At 31.9% G+C, this 26,403-nt stretch carries 33 protein-coding genes and 1 tRNA gene; 24 read left to right on the plus strand and 10 right to left on the minus strand.

Annotation, left to right across the window (positions count from 1 at the left end):
• Positions 1–17 precede the first annotated feature (17 nt).
• From H611_RS0101285 to H611_RS0101300, 4 genes are all read left to right on the plus strand, one after another.
• Entirely contained in the window at positions 18–533 is a 516-nt protein-coding gene (locus H611_RS0101285; RefSeq protein ID WP_035483201.1) for a glutathione peroxidase, read from the plus strand.
• A gap of 100 nt (positions 534–633) precedes the next feature.
• Complete coding sequence (locus tag H611_RS0101290; RefSeq protein ID WP_027136644.1) at positions 634–1,098, plus strand: SRPBCC family protein; 465 nt, start codon at positions 634–636, stop codon at positions 1,096–1,098.
• Positions 1,098–2,405 (plus strand): cryptochrome/photolyase family protein, encoded by a 1,308-nt coding sequence (locus H611_RS0101295; RefSeq protein ID WP_027136645.1) that lies wholly within the window; start codon positions 1,098–1,100, stop codon positions 2,403–2,405. Before H611_RS0101290 ends, H611_RS0101295 begins: the two co-directional genes overlap by 1 nt.
• An 82-nt stretch (positions 2,406–2,487) precedes the next feature.
• The gene (locus H611_RS0101300) at positions 2,488–4,155 is read left to right on the plus strand and encodes a formate--tetrahydrofolate ligase (RefSeq protein ID WP_027136646.1); all 1,668 of its coding nucleotides are present in this window, start codon (positions 2,488–2,490) and stop codon (positions 4,153–4,155) included.
• A gap of 36 nt (positions 4,156–4,191) precedes the next feature.
• Here the strand turns inward: H611_RS0101300 and murA are convergent, their stop codons facing one another.
• The 3 genes from murA to H611_RS0101315 form a co-directional block, all read right to left on the minus strand.
• Positions 4,192–5,502 carry a UDP-N-acetylglucosamine 1-carboxyvinyltransferase gene (gene murA, locus H611_RS0101305; RefSeq protein ID WP_027136647.1) on the minus strand — a complete coding sequence of 437 codons (1,311 nt, stop codon included), beginning with the start codon at positions 5,500–5,502 and terminating at the stop codon, positions 4,192–4,194.
• A gap of 5 nt (positions 5,503–5,507) precedes the next feature.
• Complete coding sequence (locus H611_RS0101310; RefSeq protein ID WP_027136648.1) at positions 5,508–6,152, minus strand: DUF4290 domain-containing protein; 645 nt, start codon at positions 6,150–6,152, stop codon at positions 5,508–5,510.
• Between the two features lie 66 nt (positions 6,153–6,218).
• Entirely contained in the window at positions 6,219–6,512 is a 294-nt protein-coding gene (locus H611_RS0101315) for a DUF493 family protein (protein WP_027136649.1), read from the minus strand.
• A 179-nt stretch (positions 6,513–6,691) separates the two neighbouring features.
• Here H611_RS0101315 and H611_RS0101320 point away from each other — a divergent pair, with 179 nt between their 5' ends.
• From H611_RS0101320 to H611_RS0101340, 5 genes are all read left to right on the plus strand, one after another.
• Positions 6,692–7,231 (plus strand): AAA family ATPase, encoded by a 540-nt coding sequence (locus H611_RS0101320; protein WP_027136650.1) that lies wholly within the window; start codon positions 6,692–6,694, stop codon positions 7,229–7,231.
• A complete protein-coding gene (locus H611_RS0101325) occupies positions 7,231–9,132 on the plus strand; it encodes a RecQ family ATP-dependent DNA helicase (protein ID WP_027136651.1) in 1,902 nt (633 codons plus the stop codon). Before H611_RS0101320 ends, H611_RS0101325 begins: the two co-directional genes overlap by 1 nt.
• Positions 9,133–10,080: a methionyl-tRNA formyltransferase gene (gene fmt, locus H611_RS0101330; RefSeq protein WP_027136652.1), complete on the plus strand. Its 948-nt coding sequence runs from the start codon at positions 9,133–9,135 to the stop codon at positions 10,078–10,080. It begins immediately after the preceding gene.
• Positions 10,081–10,268: 188 nt separating this feature from the next.
• On the plus strand, positions 10,269–10,541 hold the full coding sequence (locus H611_RS0101335) for an HU family DNA-binding protein (protein ID WP_027136653.1): 273 nt from the start codon (positions 10,269–10,271) through the stop codon (positions 10,539–10,541).
• Positions 10,542–10,666: 125 nt separating this feature from the next.
• Positions 10,667–11,227, plus strand: coding sequence for a YqgE/AlgH family protein (locus tag H611_RS0101340; RefSeq protein WP_027136654.1), 561 nt, complete (start codon positions 10,667–10,669; stop codon positions 11,225–11,227).
• Here H611_RS0101340 and H611_RS0101345 read toward each other — a convergent pair.
• The gene (locus H611_RS0101345) at positions 11,224–12,066 is read right to left on the minus strand and encodes an aminotransferase class IV (protein ID WP_027136655.1); all 843 of its coding nucleotides are present in this window, start codon (positions 12,064–12,066) and stop codon (positions 11,224–11,226) included. The genes H611_RS0101340 and H611_RS0101345 overlap by 4 nt on opposite strands.
• A 66-nt stretch (positions 12,067–12,132) precedes the next feature.
• Positions 12,133–12,522, minus strand: a complete 390-nt coding sequence (locus H611_RS0101350; RefSeq protein ID WP_027136656.1) for an START-like domain-containing protein — start codon at positions 12,520–12,522, stop codon at positions 12,133–12,135.
• A gap of 130 nt (positions 12,523–12,652) precedes the next feature.
• Between H611_RS0101350 and H611_RS0101355 the strand changes: the two genes are divergently transcribed.
• From H611_RS0101355 to H611_RS0101390, 8 genes are all read left to right on the plus strand, one after another.
• Positions 12,653–12,726 (plus strand) — tRNA-Met (locus tag H611_RS0101355).
• 240 nt (positions 12,727–12,966) lie between these two features.
• Positions 12,967–14,025: an endonuclease/exonuclease/phosphatase family protein gene (locus H611_RS0101360; RefSeq protein ID WP_027136657.1), complete on the plus strand. Its 1,059-nt coding sequence runs from the start codon at positions 12,967–12,969 to the stop codon at positions 14,023–14,025.
• Between the two features lie 305 nt (positions 14,026–14,330).
• Entirely contained in the window at positions 14,331–14,909 is a 579-nt protein-coding gene (locus H611_RS0101365) for a TetR/AcrR family transcriptional regulator (RefSeq protein ID WP_027136658.1), read from the plus strand.
• 2 nt (positions 14,910–14,911) lie between these two features.
• A complete protein-coding gene (locus H611_RS0101370; RefSeq protein WP_027136659.1) occupies positions 14,912–15,586 on the plus strand; it encodes an NAD(P)H-binding protein in 675 nt (224 codons plus the stop codon).
• 6 nt (positions 15,587–15,592) lie between these two features.
• On the plus strand, positions 15,593–16,039 hold the full coding sequence (locus H611_RS0101375) for a DoxX family protein (protein WP_027136660.1): 447 nt from the start codon (positions 15,593–15,595) through the stop codon (positions 16,037–16,039).
• A gap of 12 nt (positions 16,040–16,051) precedes the next feature.
• Positions 16,052–16,684 (plus strand): NAD(P)H-dependent oxidoreductase, encoded by a 633-nt coding sequence (locus tag H611_RS0101380; RefSeq protein ID WP_027136661.1) that lies wholly within the window; start codon positions 16,052–16,054, stop codon positions 16,682–16,684.
• Positions 16,685–16,715: 31 nt separating this feature from the next.
• Positions 16,716–17,876 (plus strand): iron-containing alcohol dehydrogenase, encoded by a 1,161-nt coding sequence (locus H611_RS0101385; RefSeq protein WP_027136662.1) that lies wholly within the window; start codon positions 16,716–16,718, stop codon positions 17,874–17,876.
• An 8-nt stretch (positions 17,877–17,884) separates the two neighbouring features.
• Entirely contained in the window at positions 17,885–18,703 is an 819-nt protein-coding gene (locus tag H611_RS0101390) for a type 1 glutamine amidotransferase domain-containing protein (protein WP_027136663.1), read from the plus strand.
• Between the two features lie 392 nt (positions 18,704–19,095).
• Here H611_RS0101390 and H611_RS0101395 read toward each other — a convergent pair whose 3' ends face one another.
• Entirely contained in the window at positions 19,096–19,281 is a 186-nt protein-coding gene (locus H611_RS0101395; protein WP_027136664.1) for a CsbD family protein, read from the minus strand.
• Positions 19,282–19,493: 212 nt separating this feature from the next.
• On the opposite strand from H611_RS0101395, the gene H611_RS15020 reads away from it, so the two are divergent.
• The 3 genes from H611_RS15020 to H611_RS0101405 all read left to right on the plus strand — a co-directional run bounded on the left by H611_RS15020 (position 19,494) and on the right by H611_RS0101405 (position 21,319).
• The gene (locus tag H611_RS15020) at positions 19,494–19,562 is read left to right on the plus strand and encodes a DUF7218 family protein (RefSeq protein ID WP_456236219.1); all 69 of its coding nucleotides are present in this window, start codon (positions 19,494–19,496) and stop codon (positions 19,560–19,562) included.
• 194 nt (positions 19,563–19,756) lie between these two features.
• Positions 19,757–20,773, plus strand: coding sequence for an AI-2E family transporter (locus tag H611_RS0101400; RefSeq protein WP_027136665.1), 1,017 nt, complete (start codon positions 19,757–19,759; stop codon positions 20,771–20,773).
• 210 nt (positions 20,774–20,983) lie between these two features.
• A complete protein-coding gene (locus tag H611_RS0101405; protein ID WP_027136666.1) occupies positions 20,984–21,319 on the plus strand; it encodes a hypothetical protein in 336 nt (111 codons plus the stop codon).
• Between the two features lie 117 nt (positions 21,320–21,436).
• Here H611_RS0101405 and H611_RS14995 read toward each other — a convergent pair whose 3' ends face one another.
• From H611_RS14995 to H611_RS14975, 3 genes are all read right to left on the minus strand, one after another.
• Entirely contained in the window at positions 21,437–21,820 is a 384-nt protein-coding gene (locus H611_RS14995) for an arsenate reductase family protein (RefSeq protein WP_084158115.1), read from the minus strand.
• A 239-nt stretch (positions 21,821–22,059) separates the two neighbouring features.
• Positions 22,060–23,166 (minus strand): aldehyde dehydrogenase family protein, encoded by a 1,107-nt coding sequence (locus tag H611_RS13765; RefSeq protein WP_316928827.1) that lies wholly within the window; start codon positions 23,164–23,166, stop codon positions 22,060–22,062.
• Positions 23,144–23,425 (minus strand): aldehyde dehydrogenase family protein, encoded by a 282-nt coding sequence (locus H611_RS14975; RefSeq protein ID WP_316928824.1) that lies wholly within the window; start codon positions 23,423–23,425, stop codon positions 23,144–23,146. Before H611_RS14975 ends, H611_RS13765 begins: the two co-directional genes overlap by 23 nt.
• 185 nt (positions 23,426–23,610) lie before the next feature.
• On the opposite strand from H611_RS14975, the gene H611_RS0101420 reads away from it, so the two are divergent.
• Genes H611_RS0101420 through H611_RS0101430 form a run of 3 tightly spaced genes read left to right on the plus strand, consistent with a single transcriptional unit; the run spans position 23,611 to position 24,499 of the window.
• Positions 23,611–23,943, plus strand: coding sequence for a YtxH domain-containing protein (locus H611_RS0101420; RefSeq protein ID WP_027136667.1), 333 nt, complete (start codon positions 23,611–23,613; stop codon positions 23,941–23,943).
• Positions 23,944–23,946: 3 nt separating this feature from the next.
• Positions 23,947–24,294, plus strand: a complete 348-nt coding sequence (locus H611_RS0101425) for a phage holin family protein (protein ID WP_027136668.1) — start codon at positions 23,947–23,949, stop codon at positions 24,292–24,294.
• Position 24,295: 1 nt separating this feature from the next.
• Positions 24,296–24,499 (plus strand): hypothetical protein, encoded by a 204-nt coding sequence (locus tag H611_RS0101430; RefSeq protein WP_035483127.1) that lies wholly within the window; start codon positions 24,296–24,298, stop codon positions 24,497–24,499.
• Between the two features lie 35 nt (positions 24,500–24,534).
• Here H611_RS0101430 and H611_RS0101435 read toward each other — a convergent pair whose 3' ends face one another.
• Positions 24,535–25,572, minus strand: coding sequence for a helix-turn-helix domain-containing protein (locus H611_RS0101435; protein WP_027136670.1), 1,038 nt, complete (start codon positions 25,570–25,572; stop codon positions 24,535–24,537).
• Between the two features lie 390 nt (positions 25,573–25,962).
• On the opposite strand from H611_RS0101435, the gene H611_RS13770 reads away from it, so the two are divergent.
• The gene (locus H611_RS13770) at positions 25,963–26,175 is read left to right on the plus strand and encodes a hypothetical protein (protein WP_169515974.1); all 213 of its coding nucleotides are present in this window, start codon (positions 25,963–25,965) and stop codon (positions 26,173–26,175) included.
• The last annotated feature ends 228 nt before the right edge of the window (positions 26,176–26,403 follow it).

The following is a 26,403-nucleotide window of genomic DNA, read 5'->3' on the forward strand; positions in this document are numbered from 1 at the left end:
TAATACTTATTTTTACTATGATGTCATTTTTCTCTAAAACTACAGCTCAATCTGTACCTTCAGAATCTATTTATAATATTGAAATTAATAGTCTTACAGGTGAACCTATTCAATTAGCCAATTTTAAAGGAAAATATATATTATTTGTAAATGTAGCTTCAAAATGTGGTTTTACGAAACAGTACGAAGATTTACAAACACTTTATACCAACTACCAAGATAAACTTATGATTATTGGGGTGCCCTGTAATCAATTTGGCAATCAGGAACCAGGTACGGTTCAGGAAATTCAAAATTTTTGTCAGGCTAATTATGGCGTAACCTTTCTAATGACAGAAAAAATTGAGGTTAAAGGTGATAACCAACACCCCCTATATCAATGGCTTACTCAAAAGGACAAAAACGGTAAAACAAATTCTACAGTTAAATGGAATTTTCAAAAATATCTAATCAATCCTGATGGCAAATTTGTAGACTACTATTTCTCCATGACTAAGCCTCTTAGTGATAAAATAACCCAATATTTACAGTAGAAAGTCTTTTAAATACACTTATTAATTTTATAAAGCAAGCTATTTAAAATTACATCACATAGCTAACCCTGTTTTAATTTTAAAATAAAGTATTGGGTAAATGAAAATATACAGACTTCATAAAAAACAGAAACTTCCCATATCTATACAAGAATCTTGGGAATTCCTTTCAGACCCTAAAAACCTAAAAACCATTACTCCTGATTATATGGGATTTAATATTTTGTCTGGTGCAGATAAGCCCATGTATCCAGGTCAAATCATCCAATATATTGTTACACCTGTAATGGGTATTAAGACCAAATGGGTCACAGAAATAACCCATGTTCAGAATCTGAAGTATTTTGTAGACGAACAACGTTTCGGACCTTACTCACTTTGGCATCACAAGCATTTTATTTCAGAAATAGACGGAGGTATAGAGATGGAAGACATTATTGACTATAAACTTCCCTTCGGTATTCTTGGGCAACTCTTTCACCCTATAATAGTAAAACCTAAACTGGAAGAAATTTTTAATTATAGAAAAAAGAAACTAGAAGAACTATTCGGCACATATAAATAATGAACTCGGCTATAAATTTATTTTGGTTTCGTAGAGATTTAAGATTACACGATAATCATGGCCTTTATGAAGCTTTATCAGGTAATTTTCCTGTATTGCCTATTTTCATTTTCGACACTGAAATTTTAAATGACCTTCCAAAAGATGATGCACGAGTATCCTTTATTTTTAAAAATATTCAGAATATTAATACCACACTTAATAAAAATCACAAAAGTGGTATAGCATTATATTTTGGGAATCCTTTAAGCATCTACAAAAAGCTAATCAAGACATATCAGATAAACACGGTATATACAAATCACGATTACGAACCATACGCCACAAATAGAGATCAGGAAATACAATCTTTTCTGACTAAAAATAATATTGAATTTAAGACATTTAAAGATCAGGTTATTTTTGAAAAAGACGAGATTCTGAAACAAGATGGCACGCCTTATGTGGTTTACACCCCCTATATGAAAACCTGGAAAAACACGTTTAATAAAGAACTTATTTCAGGTTATAATAGTGAGTCCTTATTAAATAATCTCGTTCAAAACGCCAAGATTCCAAATCTAAATCTAGAGGACATAGGATTCAAAAAATCTAATCAACAGATAGCTCCTTATAATATCTCTACTTCTCTTATTAAAACTTATGAAGCTACAAGAAATTTTCCTGCGCAGGATGCCACATCAAGATTAGGTCCCCACTTACGTTTTGGAACGATAAGCATACGTGAAATTATAACGAAAGCTATCCAATCAAAAAATGAAACATTTTGGCAAGAACTAATTTGGCGTGAGTTTTTTATGCACATATTATGGCATTACCCTCATACCACCACAAAAAGTTTCAAACCTAAATACGACCATATTCCATGGCGAAATAATGAAACTGAATTTAAACTCTGGTGCGAGGGGAACACAGGTTACCCCTTAGTTGATGCGGGGATGCGTCAATTAAACAATACAGGGTTTATGCATAATCGCGTACGCATGCTGGTTGGTAGTTTTTTATGCAAACATCTTTTAATCGACTGGCGCTGGGGTGAAGCGTATTTTGCTGAAAAGCTGCATGATTATGAACTAGCCAGTAATGTTGGAAATTGGCAATGGGTAGCCGGGTGCGGGGTTGATGCGGCTCCATATTTTCGAATTTTTAATCCTACTACGCAAATTGAAAAATTCGACAAAAACTTAGAATTCATAAAAACTTGGGTACCAGAATTCCAAGAGCTCACCTACCCACTTCCTATAGTAGATCATAAATTTGCAAGAGAACGTTGCTTAAACACCTATAAAAAGGCATTAAACAAATAATTTTTCAATCAACTAGTGACAATTATCACTATTAGTTAATACAAATTTTAATAAATTTAAACAGACTAATTTAAATGTGACTATGACTGATTTACAAATAGCAAAGACCATAACATTAAAGCCCATATCATCAATTGCCGAAAAATTTGGTATCGCTCCAGATGACATTGAAATGTACGGCAAATACAAAGCTAAACTCCCCCTTAAAGCTATTAATTCTGAAAAACTAAACGAAAGCCATTTAATTTTAGTATCGGCTATCTCGCCAACCCCTGCAGGAGAAGGCAAAACAACCATGTCCATAGGTTTATCTGAAGCCTTAAATCAATTACAAAAGAAAACAACAGTTGTTTTACGTGAACCTTCATTGGGTCCCGTATTCGGTATTAAAGGTGGTGCTACAGGTGGCGGCTATGCTCAGGTATTACCAATGGAAGATATTAACCTTCATTTCACTGGAGATTTTGCAGCTATAGAAAAAGCACATAATTTACTGGCAGCTATTATTGACAATAATATTCAAAGTAAATCCAATTCCTTACAGCTAGATCCTAGAACAATAGGATGGAAACGTGTGGTCGATTTAAACGATCGCGCTTTACGGCATGTTATTGTAGGTTTGGGTGGAACAACCTCGGGTGTTCCTAGAGAAACTGGTTTCGATATCACTGCTGCTTCCGAAATTATGGCCATTCTCTGTTTAGCAGAAAATCTTATGGATTTAAAAAAACGACTGGGAAACATCTTTATTGGCTATACTTACAACAAACAACCCATTTATGCGAAAGACTTAAAAGCGGAAGGTGCCATGACCGCGTTATTAAAAGATGCTATTAAACCCAATCTCGTTCAAACCATTGAAGGTAATCCAGCTATCATTCACGGTGGGCCCTTTGCCAATATTGCCCAAGGAACGAATTCGGTTATAGCTACTAAAATGGCTATGTCGTTCTCTGAATATACAGTTACAGAAGCTGGCTTTGGATTTGATTTAGGAGCTGAAAAATTCTTTGATATAAAATGCCAAAGTGCCAATCTTAATCCTAAAGCAGTAGTTTTAACCACCACAATTAGAGCATTAAAATATCATGGGGGTGCCGAATTAAATAACCTTACTACGCCCGATTTGATTGCCCTTAAACAAGGATTACCAAACTTAGAAAAGCACTTGGAAAACATAGCAAAATTCAATGTACCCCCTATTATCGCTATTAATAAATTCAGCAGTGATAGTGAAGAAGAAATTCAGTTTATAATTGATTTTGCTAATTCTAATAATATAAAAATCGCTATTGCAGATATTTGGGCTCATGGCGGTAAAGGCGCGATCGATCTCGCTCAAAAAGTCATTCAATCTGCAGAAGCAAACACGACACATTTTACATCGCTTTATAATTGGAACGAAGATGTAAAAGCTAAAATAGAAACCATAGCAAAAGAGATCTATGGTGCAGAATATGTCGATTACACTTCACGAGCAAAAACTCAATTAAATAAGATTTCAGACTTAGGTTTGGAACAACTTCCCGTTTGTATTGCAAAAACTCAAAAATCGTTGTCTGACAACCCTAAATTATTAGGACGTCCTAAAGATTTTATTATTACAGTTAGAGATATAGAAATTGCCGCTGGAGCTGGATTTCTGATTCCTATCACAGGCGATATTATGCGCATGCCTGGCTTACCAGCTCATCCGTCTTCTGAAGGCATTGATATAAACGAAGAAGGAGAAATTACAGGACTATTTTAACCCTGTAATTTCTCCCTCTTTTATTTCAAATAAATTTTACTCTACACGCTCGATTTTTGCCCCAATAGCTCGTAAGCGTTCGTCGATACGTTCGTAACCTCTATCAATTTGTTCTATATTCTGAATTATAGATGTCCCTTTTGCGGATAATGCCGCAATTAATAAAGATACCCCTGCACGAATATCCGGCGAAGTCATAGTCATTGCCTTTAATGTCGATTTAAAATCATGCCCAATTACGGTAGCTCTATGTGGATCACAAAGAATAATTTTAGCCCCCATATCAATGAGCTTATCTACAAAAAACAAACGGCTTTCAAACATTTTTTGATGCACAAGAACACTACCTCTAGCTTGTGTTGCTACAACTAATATAATACTCAACAAATCTGGGGTAAAACCAGGCCAAGGCGCATCCGAAATGGTTAAAATAGAACCATCAATAAAACTTTGTATTTCGTAACCATTAGTATGTGCCGGAATATGAATATCATCACCTTGCTTTTCAACTGTAATTCCTAGTTTTCTAAACACATTAGGAATAATTCCCAAATCATCCCAGGACACATTCTTGATTGTTAATTCACTTTTGGTCATGGCCGCTAGACCTATCCAGCTACCTATTTCAATCATATCAGGCAGCATGGTATGTTCGGTTCCCACTAAACTATCAACTCCATCAATGATTAACATATTAGAGCCTACGCCACTAATTTTAGCTCCCATTCTATTCAGCATCTTACACAATTGCTGTAAATAAGGTTCACAAGCAGCATTATAAATAGTAGTACGTCCTTCAGCTAAAACGGCTGCCATAACAATATTAGCGGTTCCTGTTACCGACGCCTCTTCGAGAAGCATATAGGCCCCCTTAAGTTTATCGGCCTCAACACCGTAAAATTGTTCTTCCTTACTGTATCGAAATTTAGCTCCTAAATTAATTAAACCTTCAAAGTGCGTATCTAATCGACGACGGCCAATTTTATCACCTCCAGGCTTTGGAATATACCCTTTACCAAAACGTGCTAATAATGGTCCGACAATCATAATCGAGCCACGTAAACCTCGACCATCGACCTTAAATTCATCAGATTCTAAATATTCCAGATTTACTTCATTAGCCTGAAACGTAAAAGATCCCGAGCCAATCTTTTCAATTTTAACACCTAATTTTTTAAGTAACCCAATAAGCTTGTTTACATCAACAATATCAGGAATATTATTGATAGTTACTTTTTCGGGAGTTAATAATACGGCACATAAAATTTGTAATGCTTCATTTTTGGCTCCTTGAGGTTGTATACTTCCTTTTAACTGGTGGCCACCTTCAATTTTAAATGTTCCCATAAATACTAGAAGCGTTTTCTTTGGCGGTTAGAATTCTTTTTATGATGGCCTTTTTTATTACTTGAATATTTAGTTTTTGAGCGCATTAAGCTAGTTGCATCAGATAAATCTTCTTCCGAATTTTTAAGATTTATTTTACCGCCAGATAATTCAAATAAATGATCGTAAATAACATCATCCTCAACCGTATCCTTGTTCCAATTTAGGAAACACTTTTTCATGTGATTGGCAATGGTATAGGTCAGCGCTTCTTTAAGTTCACCATCTTCCCATGTATTTGCCACATCTATCATGGTTTTTATATTATTACCGTAAAAACGATACTTCGGAAAATTTTGCGGATACTTTAATGGTTCTGGACGTTCCTCCAACAATTCCTTGGTAGGCTTTTCATACGGCGAATCAACATCTAATTCAAAATTAGACATGATAAATAGCTGATCCCAAAGCTTATGCTGAAAATCTGGTACATCACGCAAGTGCGGTTGCATATTCCCCATTACCGCAATAATAGCTTTTGCTACTTTGTTGCGTTCTTCCTTTGATTCAAGCGTTTTAGCATGATTAATCATTTTTTGCATATGACGCCCGTATTCAGGAATAATTAAATGCTCTCGCTCTGTATTATATTCTAAAGTATCTATTGTCAAAACTTAATGTGTAGAGTTAATATAAATGCATGTAGTTGTTATGCATGTGCAAAATACAAAAAAAAACTATAGGCTTATGACTCCTTCAATTTTTTCTGCAACTTCTTTATACTTTTCAATAACCAACTCGGGACTTTTCATTACTAAATTCACTGAAATACTGGTATACTTACCACTTTTAGATTCTTTAGTATCAATAACAGCTCCCATATTATCGAAAATATTTTCTAACGATTCCAGCTTATCTCTATTTGAAGGAATAATGAACTTATACAAATATTCGGTAGGCCATGACGACGTATCGTATAATTGGTCTCTTAGTTTCTTGTAAAATTCCTCAGAATTAGGTGTTGTACTCATAGTCAATTTTTAAAGTGCAAATATACATTTTCATATGGTTAAATACAGAATTTTAAAATTTTGATCTTTATGTAAAAAGCAATACCTGACCTTGATAAGTTCCAAGGTTTTTATTTATTGAGATTTGAATTTTTTTTATAACTGTTAAATTCCGAATTTTACATATAAATTGCAATGATTTGAGTTCAAAAAAAGTTGTTATTACGGGAGGTCCAGGCTCTGGAAAATCGACCTTAATAAATGAATTATTAAAACGTGGTTACCATTGTTTAGAAGAAATTTCCAGACAAGTAACTCTTGATGCCAAAAAACAAGGAATTGACCAACTATTTTTATCTCAACCATTACTTTTTAGCGAATTACTTTTAAAAGGCCGCCTAGAACAATTCGAATCGATTAATAAACTGCAGAATACGATCACATTCTTTGATCGTGGGATCCATGATGTATTAGCTTACATGGACTATATTGGTGATACATATCCCGACCATTTTAAACATACATGCCAAAACACGCAGTACGATGCGGTTTATATATTAAAACCTTGGAAAGCGATTTACAAACAAGATAACGAACGTTACGAAACCTTTGATCAAGCTTTAAAAATTCATAATTCGCTTTTATCCACTTATCAGAATTATAACTATCGGTTAATTGATGTGCCTTTTGATTCTGTTGAAAACAGGGCTAATTTCATTTTAAAAACCATAAATAATTAGTGGAACACCCTATAAACATACTGGAACGTTACTGGCATCACACGGAATTCAGACCAAATCAGGAAGCTATTATAGAGGCCGTGATTGAAGGTGAAGACACTTTTGTATTACTTCCTACAGGTGGAGGAAAATCTATATGCTTTCAAATTCCGGCATTAGTAAAACCAGGTATCTGTATTGTGGTTTCTCCCCTAATCGCTTTAATGAAAGATCAGGTACAGCAATTAAATAACAAGGGCATTAAAGCCATGGCTATCACCAGTGGTTTAGGGTATAATCAGCTTGATAAACTTCTTGACAATTGTGTTTATGGTAATTACAAATTCTTATACCTGTCGCCCGAACGTTTGCAACAGGAACTCGTTCAGGATCGCATACGCTTAATGAATGTGAATTTAATTGCCGTAGATGAAGCTCATTGTATTTCACAATGGGGCAGCGATTTTAGACCTGCTTATAAAAACATTCGCATATTACGCCAGTTACAACCGTCTGTTAATGTGGTTGCGCTGACCGCATCGGCCAAACCTGACGTTATAGATGATATTTTGAAAGAACTGGATTTTATTCATCCTAAAATATTCAAACAATCGTTTTATCGTGAAAATTTAGCATATATGGTTTTCCATCAAGAAGACAAATATTATCGCTTGGAAACTATATTAAAGAAAAACACGGCTTCCTCGATTATATATGTTAGAAATCGAAAATCGACTATAGATATATCAACCTTCCTTACCTCTAGAAATATTACTGCTACATTTTATCATGGAGGATTAAACAATGATCAAAAAGAGGCCAATATGCAGGCCTGGATTAACAACCAAAAACAAGTCATGGTAGCAACAAATGCTTTTGGAATGGGCATTGACAAACCAGATGTTAAAACAGTTATTCATTTAAATTTGCCCGAAAGCATAGAAAGTTATTTTCAGGAGGCTGGTCGTGCAGGTAGAAATGGTAAAAAAGCGTTTGCTATAATTATTAAAAACAACAGTGATGAGTTATTGGTAAAAAACCAATTTCTGGATGTATTACCTACGGTTGATTTAGTGAAACAAGTTTATAGAAAATTATGTAATTACTTTCAAATATCTTATGGTGAAGGTGCTTACCAAACTTTCGATTTCAACTTTAATACTTTTTGTAAGTCTTACGATTTTAATCCCGTATTATCTTATAATGCTCTGTTACTTTTAGATAGAAATAGTGTTATTACGCTCTCCAAGCAATTTAAAAACAAAGTAACGGTTCAATTTATTATTTCCACCCCTGCTCTATTTAATTATTTAGAAAGACATCAACATATTAATATTATTGTAAAATCAATTTTAAGGATGTATGGTGGTATTTTTGACCACAGTACTAAGGTAGATTTAGGGAAAATCTCAGATAAATCTTCGGCTTCAGAAGCAAAAATTAAACAGGTGCTAATTCAATTGGAAAAAGACGAAATTATATCATTAAATTTATCAAAAACAGATGCTCAGGTTACATTTATAGAGCCTCGAGAGGATGATAAAACAATTAACAGAATTGCATCTATTATAAAACAACAAAATACTTTAAAGCAAGGGCAGGTTAAAGCTATGTTAGATTACATTAAAAATGACCAAGTTTGCAAAAGTGTGCAATTGTTGAGTTACTTTGGTGAAGAAAACTTAGAAGATTGTGGTATTTGCTCAGTTTGTATTAGTGATAAATTAAACAAATCACAACAAATAAATAGCTCTTTAAAAGAAGCGATTATGAATAAACTTCAGGACAAAGATTTATCTTCACGCGAATTAATACAATCAATACGATGTTCAGATGAAGACCTAAAAGCCACTTTAAAACTATTATTAGAACACGACCTAATTAACATAACAGAAAAAAACACATATAAAATTAAGTCATAAATGAAAGATTTAAGAATCGTATTTATGGGTACCCCTGATTTTGCGGTTACCATATTACAATCACTCGTAGAAAACAACTATAATATAGTGGGAGTAATTACAGCTCCAGACAAACCTGCTGGCCGCGGAAGGAAATTACACGAAAGTGCCGTTAAACAATATGCTGCCTCACAGAAATTAAATATCCTACAACCAACCAATTTAAAAGACGAAACTTTTATTTCAGAATTAAAGGCTCTTCATGCTAATCTTCAAATTGTGGTCGCTTTTAGAATGCTTCCTAAAGTAGTTTGGCAACTTCCCGAATACGGCACTTTTAATCTCCATGCCTCTTTATTACCTAATTACCGTGGTGCGGCACCTATCAATTGGGCTATTATAAATGGTGAACATAAAACAGGAGTATCTACTTTCTTCATCGATGACAAGATTGACACCGGAGATATGATATTACAAGAGGAAATAAACATTGACCCAAAAGAAAATGCCGGAAGCTTACATGACAAACTGATGCACTTAGGAAGCGAACTTGTGTTAAAAACGGTAAAATTAATTGAATCCGGAACGGTTAAAACAGTTCCCCAAATTGAAACTGCCGATATTAAAACCGCATACAAACTTAACAGAGATAATTGCAAAATAGATTGGAATGCTTCCATTGATACTATTTACAATTTAATTAGAGGCTTGAGCCCATATCCTGCCGCCTGGTGTTCTTTAATTAATGGAAATGATACTTTAGATATAAAAATTTATAGCACTGAAAAAGAAATTGCAAATCATAATCTAGAAACAGGCACCGTTGTTACATCTAAAAAGGAATTAAAAGTTGCTATCAAGGAAGGTTACATTAATATTATTCAAATAAAACTACCAGGCAAAAAATTAATGGACATACCAGCTCTTTTAAATGGATATTCTTTTAAAACCGATGCTAAAATGCTATAAACCCTTATTGATATTGGCATTAGCTATTAATCGACAAAAACAACACGCTTTATCAACAAAATAGATAAGTTATTAACAATACACGGCATTTCCCTTGCTATTACTTGCATTATACGATAATCCGTATAAATTTGTAGTAGTAATAAACAAAACGTTTAACCAATTAATTAATAATTAAATTTTATATTATGAACAAAACAGATTTAATCGACGCAATGGCAGAACATGCTGGAATTACTAAAGCAGCTGCCAAAAAAGCCTTAGAATGTGCACTAATCGAAATTGAAGGTGCATTACAAAAAGGAAACAGAGTTTCTTTAGTAGGTTTTGGATCTTGGTCAGTTTCTAAAAGAGCTGCAAGAGAAGGTAGAAACCCACAAACAGGAGAAACTATCAAAATTAAAGCTAAAAAAGTTGTTAAGTTTAAAGCTGGTGCAGATTTATCTAATGCAATAAACTAATATAACTTCCTTATTAATATTAGAAATACCTTCAGAATTCTGAAGGTATTTTTTTTTATAAATTGCTTAAACTATTGTTTATTTAATAAATAAATATTAGATTTAGTTAATAATTCCTCTAAAGTATGATTACAATACAACCAAAAAAGGGAAATTTGTTAATCGCTGAACCGGCTATTATTGGCGATATATCTTTCAACAGATCTATTGTACTGCTTGCAGACCATTCTTCAGAAGGTTCTGTAGGATTCATACTGAATAAACCATTAGAATATAATATAAACGATCTGGTTCCCGAAGTTGAAGCTTCATTTAGAGTATACAATGGAGGTCCTGTAGAACAGGATAACTTATACTTTATTCATAAAGTACCTGATTTAATTCCTGATAGCGTAGAAATTTCATTAGGCGTTTATTGGGGAGGCGATTTTAATAAAGTGGCCGAACTTATTGCAACCGGCAACATAAAAGAACACGATATTCGTTTCTTTTTAGGTTACTCTGGATGGGAATCGAATCAACTTGAGGATGAGTTAAAATCTAATTCCTGGGTGGTAACAGAAAACATCTATAAAAATCAAATTATAGAAAAAGATTACGAGTCTTTTTGGAAAGAAAAAATGCTTGAATTCGGTGACGAATACAGTATTTGGTCTAATGCCCCTGAAAACCCAAATTACAATTAATTCAAACGTATTTTAATATTTATTTTCTGAAGTAGAATTTTAGAAATATCTGTTTTAAATGTTTTCTTTCTGTATTTGGTAACAGGAATTATTCCAGAAATAACATTAGTAATAAAAATTTCGTCAGCTTTCTGTAACTCAAAAGGAGAAATGGATGCTTCAACAAATTCATATTCAGGTAAACTTTTTACTAAATCTAAAATTTGTTTACGCATAACACCTTTTAAACAACCGTCACTCAAAGGCGCTGTTTTAATGATATTGCCTTTTACCACAAACACATTTCCGTTTAAAGCTTCAACAACCTGCTTGTTCGTATTTAAAATAAGGCAATTGTTTAAATCGTTCTCTTTCGCATAAATACTACCAACTACATTTAAGGCCTTATTGTTAGTCTTTAAAGTAGATAATAAACTTGGGGAAACATAAAAATCTTTAAACAAATCAATTTCATAAAAACCTTCATTAAAAAAATACAAATCGTCATCAATAGGTTTCACAGAAATATTATAGCCTACATCGTTACTATTTGGCAAATATAATCCACCTTCGTTTCTATGAACCATTAGTTTTACTCGAGCCGAAGCACCGTTCAAATTATTTGCTTCTAAAGTATTCATTATCTGCTGCTCTAAAAACTCCATGGTAAAGAACATAGGAATTTCCATTCGCATAATACGCATTGATGCCATTAATCTAAAATAGTGATCTTCCCAAAAAAGCAACTTACCATTCGTTACTTTAATAGTTTCAAAAAGTGCATCACCATAGGCATACCCTCTATTTTTCGTTGATAATATATTGGTTTCAGCTAAGATATTTCCGTTATAATTTGTCATAAAAAAATGTCCCGTTCTCTTTTTTTAGAAAACGGGACAAATATAATTCATTTCTACGATTTAGGCTTAAGCAGATCCTAATACTTGTTTTAAACTTCCAATTTGATTTTCCCAAAGCATTTTTACTTCATCAATTTCGTCTTCCTCCGCAAAATCGGTTACAATTAAAGATACATCTTTCGTGATTTCATCTACCTGAATTTTTATTTCAAAATAAGATGTTGTGTCTTCTTCATCATTAAGCCATCTAAATTTAACTCTTTCCCCACTTTTTTTACTTAATAATTTTGCTTGCTCTTCGCTATCGTCCCATATAAAAGTAAACAATTCGCCGCGAGAATTTACATTATCTGAAAACCACTCTGACAATCCAGAAGGTGTTGATATATATTGATATAATAGTTGAGGTGATGCATGGATTGTAAATTCCATATCAAATTTAATTTTATCTTCCATAAGTTCCATTAAAATTACACTGCCCAATATATACATTAATTAAGAAGTATGACAATAATTTTTAATAATATTTTTTTCAAAAATATGTTTGTGCAGATGAATATTGTTTCTATATTTGCAGCCACAAAACGGCGAGGTAGCTCAGCTGGTTAGAGCGTCGGATTCATAACCCGGAGGTCGCGGGATCGTGCCCCGCTCTCGCTACAAAATGCAATCATTTTAAAACTAACGGTTTAACCTTTGTTAAACCGTTTTTTTATGTTTACATCTAAACAAATCCTTACATTTGCATACGAAAGTGAATACGAAACTGCATACGATTTGTCCCAAAAAAAGAATTACATTTATCTTTAGACTTTAAAACACCAAATATGAGATATAAATTATCAGCGTAAATTCAATATTAACCTGTAACCATATTTCAGGAAGTGACAACATAACTAAATGAAATCAATTTATTTTTCCATAATAGTAGTTTTATTTTCACTGGTAATAATATCCTGTAAAAATAAGACCGAAAAAGAACTTACTTTTTTAACATTTAATGTCTGGCAAGAGGGAACCTCTGTACCTAATGGATTAAAAAAAATTCATGATGTTATAGTAAAAACAAACGCAGATATTGTGTGTTTTGTGGAAGTACGTAACTATAAAAATCAAGATTGGACTACCAAAATAGTAAAGGCCTTGGCAAAAACTGGCAAAAATTATTACAGAGGATATGTTGGAGGTGATGTGTCATTTATCAGTAAATTCCCTTTAGAGAATGGCAAACAAATATTTGGAAATAAAGACAAAGGCACTATAGTAAAATTCGATGTAAATGTTGAGGGAAATATAATTGGAGTTGCTGGATCTCATTTAGATTATACGTATTACGCTTCTAACTTACCAAGAGGTTATAACGGAGGTGATCCGAACTGGAAAATAAGGGATGACGGTAAAGGTAACCCAACACCAAATACAAACATAGATTCCATTCAAACCTATAATTTAAAATCTACCAGAGACGAAGCTATTTCTTTATTTATAAGTTCTATAAAGTCAGAATCTCAACCAGTGATATTGATGGGAGATTTTAATGAACCTTCCTTTTTGGACTGGACAGAGAATACCAAAAATATGTTTAACCACAATGGAGCGGTTGTTCCTTGGCATAATACTAAAAAATTGCATGATGAAGGTTTTGTCGATGTCTTTAGAACGTTCTACCCAAATGAAGTAATCAATCCAGGTTTTACTTGGCCTTCTTATGTCGACGAAAATAAATCTACAAGCTGGACACCATTGGCTGACGAAAGAGATAGAGTAGATTATATATTTTTTAAAGGAAGTGGCATAAAAATAAAAGATGCATCAATAGTTGGCCCAAAGGGGTCCTACGTATATAATAAGTTGGAAACTTTAAATACAAATGAAGAAAAATTTATAGCGAGTGACCTCCCTTGGCCTAGTGACCATAAAGCGGTATATACAAAGCTTTTATTTACATTCAAGCAATAGAGTGATTAACCATTAAATGAAATCAGTCTAAAAAATGTAATACTGTTGCCAAAACATGTATAATTAATTTGCTTAGCTCTAGATTACTTACGAAAATCCTCGAGGATTTTCTATTCGGTTTGTATTTGCTAAATCAGGTGCTTAAAACACGCAACAAACCATATACAAACAAGTTGTGTACAATATTGCCCCGTCCTAAATAAAGGCTACATAATTTTAAATTCAATGAAATCATTAATGTTTTATCAAAAAAAAAGAATGAACATTCATTTTTTTTATATCTTTGTACTCTAAAACAAAACACCATGGCTAAACTTCAAAAAAGCATAGATAAACGAAACGCTCTTATAAAAGCAACCATCGAATTAGTAAATAACAATGGTTTCCATGCAACTCCTATGAGTAAAATTGCAAAAATGGCAAATGTCTCACCTGCAACTATCTATTTATATTTTGAAAATAAACAAGACTTGGTTAATCAAACGTATTTAGAAGTAAAAACGAAATACACAGATTTTGTTTTTAATACCTATGATGAGAATACATCAGTTAAAACAGGTTTTGAACTCATCTGGAAACGAATTGCGGAATTTAATATTAATGAATGTGAATATTCATTTTTTTTAACCCAATGTAATAACACGCCAATAATTGACGAACCTAGTAGACAAGAAGGCATAAGACATCTACAACCCTTACTCGATCTATGGGAACGTGGAAAGGATGAGGGCGTTATTAAGCCCATTTCAGATTATATATTATATGCCTATTCAATAAATCCCATATCAAGTTTAATGATGGCTCAAAAACTAGGTCAATTTCAATTGACCAAAGCAAATACCGAAGAAGCATTTCTAACAGCTTGGGACAGCATAAAACTCTAAAAATGAAAAAAACAGCAATTATATTAGGTGCGACTGGTTTAACAGGTTCTATACTTTTAGAAAAACTACTAAAAGATGATAGGTATAACACTATCAAATTGTTCTCCAGAAAAGAAATTGATGGGCTGCCCTCCAAAGTAAAACAGTTTGTTGGTGATATTTTAGAGTTAGATAGTTTTAAAAAGGATTTCACTGCAGATGAAGTATACTGTTGCATTGGTACAACAGCCAAGAAAACACCAGACAAACAACTATACAAAAAGATAGATTTTGGAATTCCGGTTACTGCCGCAAAACTTGCAAAGGCAAACGCAATACCTGCGTTTTTAGTCATTTCTGCACTAGGCGCAAATGCAAAAAGCTCTATTTTTTATAGCAAAACAAAAGGTGAAATGGAACAAGCTGTTCTTTCAGAAAAAATTGAAAAGACACACATTTTACAGCCTTCTATTATTGGTGGTGACAGACAAGAGAAACGTATTGGAGAAAAAATAGGGTTGGCTTTAATTAAACTGCTACAACCTTTATTCTTCGGAAGATTAAAGAAGTATAGAATTACAGAAGCTGAAGATATTGCACAAGCTATGATCAACTTGGCAAATTCAAATTCAACAAAAACAATAATTATATCTGCTAGTATCAATTTACTTGCAAAAGGAAAACCTACTCAAAAATAAAACCTTATGGAAAAAAAATTCAATAAAACGAGTACCATTCAAAACATATTGAGAATTGTGTTAGGTGCTTTTATGCTCTATGCAGGAATAGGACATCTAACGTTCCTTAGGACAGAATTTCAGGCACAAGTTCCCACTTGGATCACAACAGATGAAGCGTTTATGGATTTTATAGTGTTAGCGTCTGGTGTAGTAGAAATTATTTTCGGAGTACTAATGATTTACGGAGGTAGATTAAAAATAAAAACAGGTATTGTATTGGCAATATTCTATATCCTCATTTTCCCTGGAAACATCAATCAATATGTAAATGAAATAGATTCTTTTGGCTTAAATACAGATAAGCAAAGGTTAATAAGATTGGCTTTTCAACCCGTTTTAATTATCTGGGCTTTGTGGTCAACAGGAGCACTTAAATATTTAATATCAAAGAAAAAAAATAGCAATAAATAAAAAATTAAAAAAATGGAATTATTAGAAAAATTAAAATGGAGATATGCTGCTAAAGCAATGAATAAAGAAAAAGTATCTCAAGATAAAATTGACAATATTATTGAGGCTGCACGTTTAGCTCCAACATCAAGTGGTCTACAACCTTTTGAAATAATTGTAGTAACAAATCAAGAGATTAAAGAACAAATTAGACCAATAGCTTGGAATCAATCTGTAATAACCGACTGCTCTCACCTACTCGTTTTTGCTGCTTGGGACACCTATACAGAAGATAGAATAAACTATATGTTCGATTTAACAAACGAGATTAGAGGATTTAAAAACGAAGGTTGGGAAAACTACCGTCAAAAGTTATTACAAATGTATCCGCAACAAGATGCAGAAGTAAACTTTAATCATGCCGCTAAACAAGCATACATCGCATTTTCACAAGCTATTACAGCTGCTGCCTACGAAGGCGTAGATGCAACACCTTTAGAAGGTTTTGACGCTGATAAGTTAGATGAAATATTAGACTTGAGAGCAAAAGGTTTGCGTAGTGCAGTAATGTTACCCATTGGTTACAGAGATGTTGATAGCGATTGGTTGGTAAATCTTGTAAAGGTTAGAAAAAGTACAGAAGATTTAGTAACAGTCATTGAATAACCAATATACTTTAAAAAATTAATAAAACGAGATGAACAATTTTGAATTTAAAAACCCAACCAAAATTATTTTTGGAAAGGACACAATAAAGAAACTAAAGGAAGAAATTCCTACAGATGCTAAAGTATTATTACTTTATGGTGGAGGTAGTATTAAAAAGAATGGCATTTACGATCAAGTAAAAATGGCATTAGCAAATGTTGATATAACTGAGTTTGGAGGTATCCCTGCAAATCCAGAATATGAAACATTAATGGAGGCTTTAAAAGTAATTAAAGCCAAAAATATCAACTATTTATTAGCTGTTGGTGGTGGTTCTGTAATTGATGGAACTAAATTTTTATCTGCAGCAGCAATATACGCTGGAGACACGCCTTGGGATATTTTAACTAAAAACATTAGAACCGAAAAAGGAATGCCTTTTGGAACTGTTCTAACATTGCCAGCAACAGGCTCTGAAATGAATTCTGGAGCTGTAATTACACGTAAAGAAACCAAAGAAAAGCTAGCTATGGGTGGACCTGGTTTGTTTCCGCAATTTTCAATTCTAGATCCTGAAGTCGTAAAATCAATTCCGCAGCGTCAATTGGCAAATGGTTTAGCCGATGCTTTTACACATGTTTTAGAGCAATATATGACCTATTCGGTGGATGCTAAACTTCAAGATCGTTTTGCTGAAAGCATCTTACAGACTTTAGTTGAAATTGCACCAAGTGTATTGAAAGATGAGTTTGACTATAAAGCGGCTTCTAATTTTATGTGGAGTTGTACCATGGCTTTAAACGGATTAATTCAAAAAGGAGTGGCTACAGATTGGGCTATTCATGCAATGGGACACGAATTAACGGCTTTATATGGTATAGATCATGCAAGAACATTAGCTATCATAACAGAAAGTCATTACAAATATAATTTTGAAGCTAAAAAAGAAAAATTAGCACAATATGGTGAACGCGTATGGAATATTACTGAAGGTAGTATTGACGATAAAGCCTATGCAGCTATTGAAAAAACAACTGAATTTTTCAAATCATTAGGAATCGACACCAAACTGTCTGATTATACAAACGAATACGAGGGTACAGCAGAAGAAATTCAAAAGCGTTTTACAGATCGTGGTTGGACAGGACTTGGAGAACATCAGTCATTATCACCAGAAAAAGTTGAGAAAATTGTAAAAATGGCTTACTAACGTTAATTATGAAACCATTAAAAATAATAGCATTACTGCTAACGGTTGTTTCAGCATCAAGTTGTAAAGACAATAAAGTAGAAACACCTTCTGAAAACGTTTCAGAAGAAAAAGTTGAATTACAAAAACAAAAAGAAATGAAAATATTATTCGTACTTACATCTCACGATAAATTAGGAGATACAGGAAAAAAAACAGGATTTTGGGTTGAAGAATTCGCAAATCCTTATTACACATTATTAGATAAAGGAGCAGATATTACGATTGCTACTCCAAAAGGAGGCGCTGCACCAATAGATCCTAGTAGTGATGGGCCAGACGCTGCAACTGAAGATACAGAACGTTTTAATAAAGACGCTGAAGCAAAAGAAAAAATTGCAAATACAAAAGTATTGGCAGATATGAATCCGGACGATTTTGATGCTGTCTTTTATCCAGGAGGACATGGTCCATTATGGGATTTAGCGAACGACCAAACATCTATTGCATTAATTGAAAAATTCAATAGTCAGGAAAAACCTGTTGCCTTCGTATGTCACGCACCAGCAGCATTAAAACGTGTAAAAAATACAGATGGCACACCTTTAGTAAAAGGTAAAAAAGTAACAGGATTTACAAATACTGAAGAAGAAGCAGTGGGACTAACTAATGTTGTACCATTTTTAGTAGAAGATATGTTAATAAAAAACGGTGGAATCTACTCTAAAAAAGAAGATTGGCAGCCATATGCTATTCAAGATGGAAATTTAATTACTGGTCAAAACCCAGCTTCATCAGAATTGGTAGCAGAATTATTATTAAAAAGAACAGACAATATAATTGAATAATAATTATAAAAAAATAGTAGCTAACACAGTGTCCCCTTAAAAGCTCTAGCCCGGTTTCTGAAAATTAATATTTATTATTTTGACTAGCTTATTTTAATATTCTAACGCTATATAACTTGCTCCTCATCCTATTTGTGATACACCCTTATTAATACGTAAACCTTCATCTGTATGATTATAAGTTGTTATAAGCCCAGCCACTTGCTAAAAATATGTGATACTGATTTGTCTAGTTTTTTATTGCAAGTTCAATAGCAATATTTCAGGACAAGACAGTTTTAATATGTCCCTAATAAAGTAAATTTATTTGTTTCACCTGATTCAGTTTTATTTACATTAAAACTAAAAAGACCCTTGGCGCGTCAGGGGTCTTTTGATTAATTGAAAACTAACTACCAATTTTGAATTTCTTCAAGTATATCTTCTTTTTTCTTTCCAGTTTTCTCTTGAAGTTTACCTAACATTTCATCGAATTTACCTTCTGCAAAAGAGATGTCATCATCAGTAACTTTTCCATATTTTTGTTTAAATTTTCCTTTAATCTGTTTCCACTTACCTTCTAATTGATCTTTATTCATGTTTTATTTTTATAGTTATACAATGACACTAATTTATTCAAAAGAGGTGATACAAAATGCCTTGATAGAATAATTTATTGACTCAATAAAAACAGCATTTGTATAAAATTCTTCAGCGTTAATAATTTTAGTAAATTGGTTAAGTAGTTTTGATTTATTTTAAAAATATTTGTGTCAACTTAAGTAAGCTTTAAATATTGTAATTTAATCTCTTGGATGTTTCATCTATTAAAAACGAAGATCAATATAAAGCGCTTCGTGAAAAAGGATATAGAAAATAAAAATCGGCAAGATTAGCAATACGCCTGATTTATATAAAAAGGAGGTGAAGTTAATCCTCATTATGATCAATGGACAAAAGATGAATTATATGAACAGGCAATACGTTTTGATATAACTGGGTGTTGTAAAATGGGTAAAGCCTCATTTATAGATCCTTTTAGAAATAATTAGATAATAACTTTGATAAAATAAGATGATAGATCCTAAAATTATTCGGCAAATTTTCATTCTCCTTTTAATTATTTCTATTGGAGGTCTCATTTTTAGTGAAATAACCCCTTACTTATCCGGAGTTCTGGGCGCTATCACTATCTATGAATTATTAAAAAAGACGATGAGAAAGCTTTTAGCAAGAGGCTGGCATCCTAATCTAGCTGCTGGTTTTTTAATGCTAATTTCTTTTTTTATCATTTTAATTCCTGTAAGTGGCGCAATTCTTATGTTAGGTAATAGAATAGGAAAAGCAGTGAAAAATTATGAAAGGGTTGTAAATGCATTCAAAACTCAAGTAAGTAATTTAGAAACCCGTTTTGACTATGATTTTACCTCACAAATTGATGTCTCTGCAATTTCAGGTTGGCTATCAAACAACTTACAAAAATTTGCTGGAGGCACCTTTACTGTTTTTATTGCTATTAGTATCATGTATTTTCTATTATTTTATATGTTTACTAATCGTAATAAAGTTCGTGAATCTTTATTTGAGTATATACCAATAAATAAAGAAAATTTTAAAATCTTGGGTAAAGAAATACACGGGATGGTTCGGGCAAATGCTTTAGGAATACCTCTAGTGGCTATTGCGCAAGGATTTGTTGCTCTAATAGGTTTTTTTATTTTTGGAATTGAAAACCCTTTTTTTTGGGCGGTTATAGTAGCTATTGGATCTATGGTCCCGTTTGTAGGTAGTTTATTGGGAACCGTCCCTGTTTTTATATTAACTCTATCAAATGGAGATACTTTTCAAGCTTGGGGAATTTTGATGTATGGGATTACTATTATTGCTGCTACAGATAATCTCATAAGGCTATTTGTGATAAAAAAACTAGATAATGTACACCCCTTAATAACGCTTATTGGTGTAATTGTTGGGGTTCCACTTTTTGGATTTATTGGTTTGATATTTGGCCCCTTACTTGTTAGTCTATTCATAGTAATAATTCGTATTTATAAAAAAGAATACGGAAGAAAGGAAGGTCAAATACTATAAAAATCTCTTCTAAATAAAATGAGTCTAAACATTATGAATATTTTGTTTAATATAGCCAATAGCGTTAAAATGTAAATTTATTGTGTTAACCTAAAATCTATTTTTTAGGAAATTTGTATAACGAATTAAGTTTATCTAAAGGACAAGCATTTTAATTCTTGCTCTTGCTTAATTTAAATAATACATAATAAAATTTTAAACATAAACATAATGGACAATAAATTCACGAAGCACGAAAAAGATTACATAAAGATCTATAAAGAAAAGGGGTATGTTTCAAGTTTCCATATGGAAAAAGGTAAGCTTGTTAATAACAAAACAAAAAAAGAATACACCCCGGAAGATATATATATAGTAGCAGAAAACAGATATGAGGGTATGAGCAACCCATCTGATATGTCAATACTTTATGTTATTGAAACAAACAAGAATGAAAAAGGTACATTTTTGATGGGATATGGCCCGACAGCTGATTTAGATACAGCTAATTTCTTCGGTAATATTACTAAAAAAAATATTTCAAATAAAGAAAATATTTATAATTAAAACTAGAAATGCTAAGATTATTCCGTTAGGGCTTTTTTTAACATTGAAAACCGGATAACATGGTTTTTATTAAAAAATTATAGTCAAACCTTCAAATTTAAAGTACCATGGAATTATTTATAAATAATCTTCATCTTTTGTTGTTGAAGATGTAATGGGTGGCTCATGACTAAATCCTTTTTTAAGTCCTGCAGAATCAACACCAAAGAACTTTAATATTTCAGACCTATGAGAGACCAACATAATTCTATTACCATTTATGACTATCGGCTTTTTTAATAGGGCTGGATTTTTTTTAATGATTTTAAGCCAATCATTGGTACTAAAGTTATCTTTATTTTTATTAGATATTGTTTTAGTTTCGAAGATTTTTTCAAAGGGTAAATTAAGATCATTAGCTATTTCTACCCAAACAGAATCACTTATTTTTTCTTGAGCAATATCTATTATCTCTATTTTTTCTTTGATATGGGCAAATACCCTAAAACCTGTTTTCCTAATTGAGAGAGTGAGCTATAAATATAAGTAAGTTGTCTTTTATCTCGTGCTAATATGTTCATGTTATTATTATATTAAAATTAATCTGTTTTAAATTATTCCCTATACTATGACAGCGGCAATACAAAGGATTAAAACAATGATTATTATATTTGATTCAGTTTTAGTGATTTTGTCTTTCTGTAACTCATAATTTTTTCCTTTTTCATGTTCATATTTTAATTAAGCTCATTCTTTTGATTTTATTTATTAATGTATACTGTTTTTATATTTACAAATTCGTGAATACCTTCTACAGATAATTCTCTGCCAAAACCAGATGCTTTTGTACCCCCAAAGGGCAACCTAGGATCTGACTTTACCATCTCATTAATAAAAAAAGCACCATCTGGTATTTTAGAAATAATATGCATAGCTTCTTCTGTATTCTCTGTAAATAACATTGTTCCCAATCCGAATTTGGAATTTGTTGTGAGTTTCAAAGCTTCTTCTAAATTGTTAACTTTAAGAATGGGAGCCACAGGACCAAAAGTTTCTTCTTTAAAAACAGCCATATCTTCAGTTACTTTAGCTAAAATGGTTGGTGCAAAATAGGCTTTATCTCTTTTGTTACCCATAATAACTTTAGCTCCTTTTGTGATGGCATCATTAACTTGTTTATCTAAATCCAAAGCAAGATCTACACGAGCCATCGTTGCTATTTCTGTATCTGTTTTTATTGGATTTCCAAATTTTAAATCTTTTACTCTTTTTGTGAATTTGCCTATAAATTCGTCATAAATGCCTATAGTAACTATAAATCGCTTTGCAGCAATACAACTTTGACCAGTATTTTGCATTCTGGCATTAACCATAGTATCTAAGTATTTATCCAAATTAGCATCATCTAGAATAATACAAGCATTATTTTCTCCAAGTTCAAGCACAGATTTTTTAAGATTTTCACCAGCTATTTTCGCAATATGTCTTCCGGCTTTTTCACTACCGGTTAATGAGACTGCTTTAATGATGTCGTCCTTTATAAGATTTTCTATTTTTTTATGATTGGTAAGTAGTGTTTGAAAGCACCCTTTTGGATAGCCAGCATCTTCAAAAATTTCCTGAATAACTAATGCACAACCACTTACATTAGAAGCATGCTTTAATAATGCTGTGTTACCAGACGTTAAGGTAGGTACTGCAAACCTAAAAACTTGCCAAAAAGGAAAGTTCCAAGGCATAATGGCTAAAATAACACTTAAGGGATCATAGCAAATAAAACTTTCTTGAGCATCGGTTTCTATAATTTGATCAGCTAAAAAAGTTTCAGCATTTATTGCGTAAAAGTCACAAAAAAAAAATACATTTATTTATTTCGGCAATACTTTCATTGATAGGTTTTCCCATCTCTATTGTTATAAGTTCACTTAAATAATCAATACGTTCTTCTAATATGTTACTTACTTCAGATAATAATGCTATTCTTTCACTAATCTCTTGATCTTTCCATATTTTAAACACATCATCTGCTAATTTCAGTTTAGATTCTATTTTTGTTGGAGTATCCAAATCATAAACTTTAATGACTTTCTCATTATACGGGTTTATGGATATTAGATTTTTAGTCATTTCATTGCGCTTTTATTTTAAGAATAAATAGTATTTGAAGCTTATAACTTAACTATATAGAAAGAAATATTAACGCAATCAAAATTAATTTTTTAGCGATAATAATTTAGGCAAAAGAGTTAATCGAAATTCATAATTAATCACATCTTTCGATTATAGGTTTAACATAAAAAATTAAATAATTTATGAGTAAAAGTGAAAATACATTAATTGGAATAATTATAGGAACGGCAATTGGGGCCACGCTTGGTGTTTTATTTGCTCCTGACAAAGGAACGAATACAAGACAAAGAATTGCTGATGAAGCAATAGCCGCTAAAGATAAAATAGCTGATACCGCTCATGATTTAAAAGATAATGTTGTAAATACAGTAAGTAATAAAAAACAAACACTAGATGAAGAGGTGGAAACATTGATGTCTAATGCTAGTTACAAAGCTGAAGATGTTATTGAAATACTAGAAAAGAAATTGAAAAATTTGAAAGAAAAAAATAAAAAAATGCAAAAAACAGTTTAATAAATGAGTCTACTTAAATCCCTAGATAATTCTTCTACTGAGGCTAAACATATTGTTGAAAAGTACTTAAAGACATCACATCAATATTTAAGGCTAAAAATATTTCAACAGTTAACATTGTCTTTAAGCTTAATAATTAAATTTTTTGCCATTGGAACTTTTGTTTTTCTGGCATTTATGTTTCTTGCAATTACTGCGGCAATAGCCATTGGTAATGCGCTAGATAGCTTCACAATGGCTTGCTTAATTATAGCTGCAATTTTTATTTTAATAGCTTTATTAGTTTACTTCTTAAGAAAAAATATTGAACGTAAAATAATCAAAGCAATGTCTATTAAATTTTTTGATTAAAATGATGAAAGAATATAACACATTTGAAGATATTGATACAGATTTAAAACGCCTCAATCTTGAGCGACAAATTGCAATCGAAGAATTAAAGCTTGTTCAGATAAAGATTGAAGAAGAATTTAAACCATATAATTTGATTTTGACCGCATTTAAGGTAGTCAGCAAAATTGGGCTATTTAAGATACTAAAGAAAATTATGAAATAAGAAAATAAAAAAGATTGGTAGGTTACCAATCTTTTTTATTTTAAATCCTTATCCAAGCTAACAATTACTTGTTTTTTAAATTGACTTGGAGAGATTCCATATTTTTCTTTAAAAATTTTGGAAAAATAACTTCTGCTTGTAAAGCCAATTGAATAAACTATTTGAGAAATATTTAGATTGGATTTATTCATTAAATCTCTAGCTTCCTCTAATCTGGCATGTCTTATATATTCGCTTACAGTTCTACCATACAGAAATTTAAATCCTTCTTGTAATTTGGCCTGTGATAATCCAGAATTTAGTGAAATTTCATCTAAAGAATAATTTTTAGAAGAATTCTTCGCTATTTTTTTTGCAAGCAATCTAATTTTTTTGAGTTCAGATTTTAAAAGAGATACTTTTAAAGGTTTAGAATTTTCATAGGTGTTATGCATTGTGATATGCATAGAAAGTAATTGATAAACCTCACCTTCTATTTGTAAAATTCTTGATATTCCTCTGGTCTCAACATTTTGCAATGCTTTGACGTGGTCAGCCATCTTAAGGCTCATTGGACCATAATAAGCAAATTGATTTTCATGTTGTGTATCAACAAAAACATTGTAAAGCTTATTATTTAACATGTGTGAAATATTCAATCTTTTTTTTAAGAATCGCTTTCTAACTATGCTAATAGTATTAAGTTGAATGTTTATGTCTTTTTTAAAATAAGATCGATGATTTGATTTTGAACTCCCCACAGTAATGGCTGAATGGAATTGCTCCACTTTTTTATAATTTTCTTGATTAGTAAACTTATGTTCAAAATAACCATTGGTACAATAAAAAAAATAAATAGGATTAAACTCTGAAGTTCCAGATGTAATGATTATGTCCTCAAAAAAGACAATATTAAAATCTATTAGGCTAACTCCCCAATCGAAAACTATATATTTTATACATCCTCTTGCCAGACCATTATCTACTTCTAAAATATATTCATTCCAACTTTGACTTATCTTACCTCCAATATGCCTTTGCATTTGCTTCGCACTTTCTAATATATTAGAAACAGTAAGGTTAATTTCTTTCATTAGCAATGATTAATTAATTAATTAAATATAGCTTAAATATACCCTTAAGATATGTTTTTAATAATAATGTTAAAAATATTCTTAATACAATATAAATTCGACAATTAATGGAAAACTATTAAGGCGAACTAATTAAGTGATTTCCAATTGCAAAAAGATTTAATACTTTTTGAAAAAGCTCACGCTTTTTTGAGTTAAAGTTATTTTTTTTAGGATCAAAAAAAACGCTCACCATTCCGTACATTTTACTAAATATAAATTAAAAGATGAACAAGAAAATTTACGAAGCTATAATAAAAGATCATAAGCTTCATAGAGACTTATGTGAATAAAGAAAACAAGAGGGGCTTAGAAGAACGAAAAAAGCTATGCCTAGAATTAAAAAAAGAATTGGAAGTGCATGAGGTAGCTGAAGAGCGTCATTTCAATTCAGATTTAATTGATTCGGTTAAAATGCAAGAAGATGCCAGACATGGAATGGGGGAACATCATAAAATGGACAAGTTGATAGAAACATTAGATGATTCAGATATATGTTCTGCGCATTTGGTTAGAAGCCATAGGAAAACTCATAGAGAAAATGTATCATCACCTGTAAGATGAAGAAGATGAATTTTTAAAAAAGCAAAAAAGTTTACAGTGATGATGAGGAAACCAGCTTAGCAAAAACCTATAAAAGTACGGTAAATGAATATCGCAACACCCGGCCAGAATCTATCCCAAAATATAAATAGCTTATAAAAGTGGTTGAAATTTATTTAAGCACCTCAAAATATTATGTGAAAATGCATTTATATGCTTTACAAGTGTTACAAGGAAACTATTAACCCT

It is taken from the genome of Gaetbulibacter saemankumensis DSM 17032 (assembly GCF_000425645.1).
GTDB lineage: Bacteria > Bacteroidota > Bacteroidia > Flavobacteriales > Flavobacteriaceae > Gaetbulibacter > Gaetbulibacter saemankumensis.

Excerpts from the sequence above, each read along its gene's own strand:
- H611_RS0101340 (WP_027136654.1), top strand. The coding sequence starts at position 10,667 with ATGATTACAATACAACCAAAAAAGGGAAATTTGTTAATCGCTGAACCG.
- H611_RS0101390 (WP_027136663.1), top strand. The coding sequence starts at position 17,885 with ATGAAACCATTAAAAATAATAGCATTACTGCTAACGGTTGTTTCAGCA.
- H611_RS0101430 (WP_035483127.1), top strand. The coding sequence starts at position 24,296 with ATGATGAAAGAATATAACACATTTGAAGATATTGATACAGATTTAAAA.
- H611_RS0101290 (WP_027136644.1), top strand. The coding sequence starts at position 634 with ATGAAAATATACAGACTTCATAAAAAACAGAAACTTCCCATATCTATA.
- H611_RS0101365 (WP_027136658.1), top strand. The coding sequence starts at position 14,331 with ATGGCTAAACTTCAAAAAAGCATAGATAAACGAAACGCTCTTATAAAA.
- H611_RS0101425 (WP_027136668.1), top strand. The coding sequence starts at position 23,947 with ATGAGTCTACTTAAATCCCTAGATAATTCTTCTACTGAGGCTAAACAT.
- H611_RS0101300 (WP_027136646.1), top strand. The coding sequence starts at position 2,488 with ATGACTGATTTACAAATAGCAAAGACCATAACATTAAAGCCCATATCA.
- H611_RS0101370 (WP_027136659.1), top strand. The coding sequence starts at position 14,912 with ATGAAAAAAACAGCAATTATATTAGGTGCGACTGGTTTAACAGGTTCT.
- H611_RS0101420 (WP_027136667.1), top strand. The coding sequence starts at position 23,611 with ATGAGTAAAAGTGAAAATACATTAATTGGAATAATTATAGGAACGGCA.
- H611_RS0101380 (WP_027136661.1), top strand. The coding sequence starts at position 16,052 with ATGGAATTATTAGAAAAATTAAAATGGAGATATGCTGCTAAAGCAATG.
- H611_RS0101395 (WP_027136664.1), bottom strand. The coding sequence starts at position 19,281 with ATGAATAAAGATCAATTAGAAGGTAAGTGGAAACAGATTAAAGGAAAA.
- H611_RS0101435 (WP_027136670.1), bottom strand. The coding sequence starts at position 25,572 with ATGAAAGAAATTAACCTTACTGTTTCTAATATATTAGAAAGTGCGAAG.
- H611_RS0101345 (WP_027136655.1), bottom strand. The coding sequence starts at position 12,066 with ATGACAAATTATAACGGAAATATCTTAGCTGAAACCAATATATTATCA.
- H611_RS0101350 (WP_027136656.1), bottom strand. The coding sequence starts at position 12,522 with ATGGAAGATAAAATTAAATTTGATATGGAATTTACAATCCATGCATCA.
- H611_RS14975 (WP_316928824.1), bottom strand. The coding sequence starts at position 23,425 with ATGACTAAAAATCTAATATCCATAAACCCGTATAATGAGAAAGTCATT.
- H611_RS0101375 (WP_027136660.1), top strand. The coding sequence starts at position 15,593 with ATGGAAAAAAAATTCAATAAAACGAGTACCATTCAAAACATATTGAGA.
- H611_RS0101315 (WP_027136649.1), bottom strand. The coding sequence starts at position 6,512 with ATGAGTACAACACCTAATTCTGAGGAATTTTACAAGAAACTAAGAGAC.
- H611_RS0101295 (WP_027136645.1), top strand. The coding sequence starts at position 1,098 with ATGAACTCGGCTATAAATTTATTTTGGTTTCGTAGAGATTTAAGATTA.
- H611_RS0101335 (WP_027136653.1), top strand. The coding sequence starts at position 10,269 with ATGAACAAAACAGATTTAATCGACGCAATGGCAGAACATGCTGGAATT.
- H611_RS0101285 (WP_035483201.1), top strand. The coding sequence starts at position 18 with ATGATGTCATTTTTCTCTAAAACTACAGCTCAATCTGTACCTTCAGAA.
- H611_RS0101360 (WP_027136657.1), top strand. The coding sequence starts at position 12,967 with ATGAAATCAATTTATTTTTCCATAATAGTAGTTTTATTTTCACTGGTA.
- H611_RS0101400 (WP_027136665.1), top strand. The coding sequence starts at position 19,757 with ATGATAGATCCTAAAATTATTCGGCAAATTTTCATTCTCCTTTTAATT.
- murA (WP_027136647.1), bottom strand. The coding sequence starts at position 5,502 with ATGGGAACATTTAAAATTGAAGGTGGCCACCAGTTAAAAGGAAGTATA.
- H611_RS0101405 (WP_027136666.1), top strand. The coding sequence starts at position 20,984 with ATGGACAATAAATTCACGAAGCACGAAAAAGATTACATAAAGATCTAT.
- H611_RS0101385 (WP_027136662.1), top strand. The coding sequence starts at position 16,716 with ATGAACAATTTTGAATTTAAAAACCCAACCAAAATTATTTTTGGAAAG.
- fmt (WP_027136652.1), top strand. The coding sequence starts at position 9,133 with ATGAAAGATTTAAGAATCGTATTTATGGGTACCCCTGATTTTGCGGTT.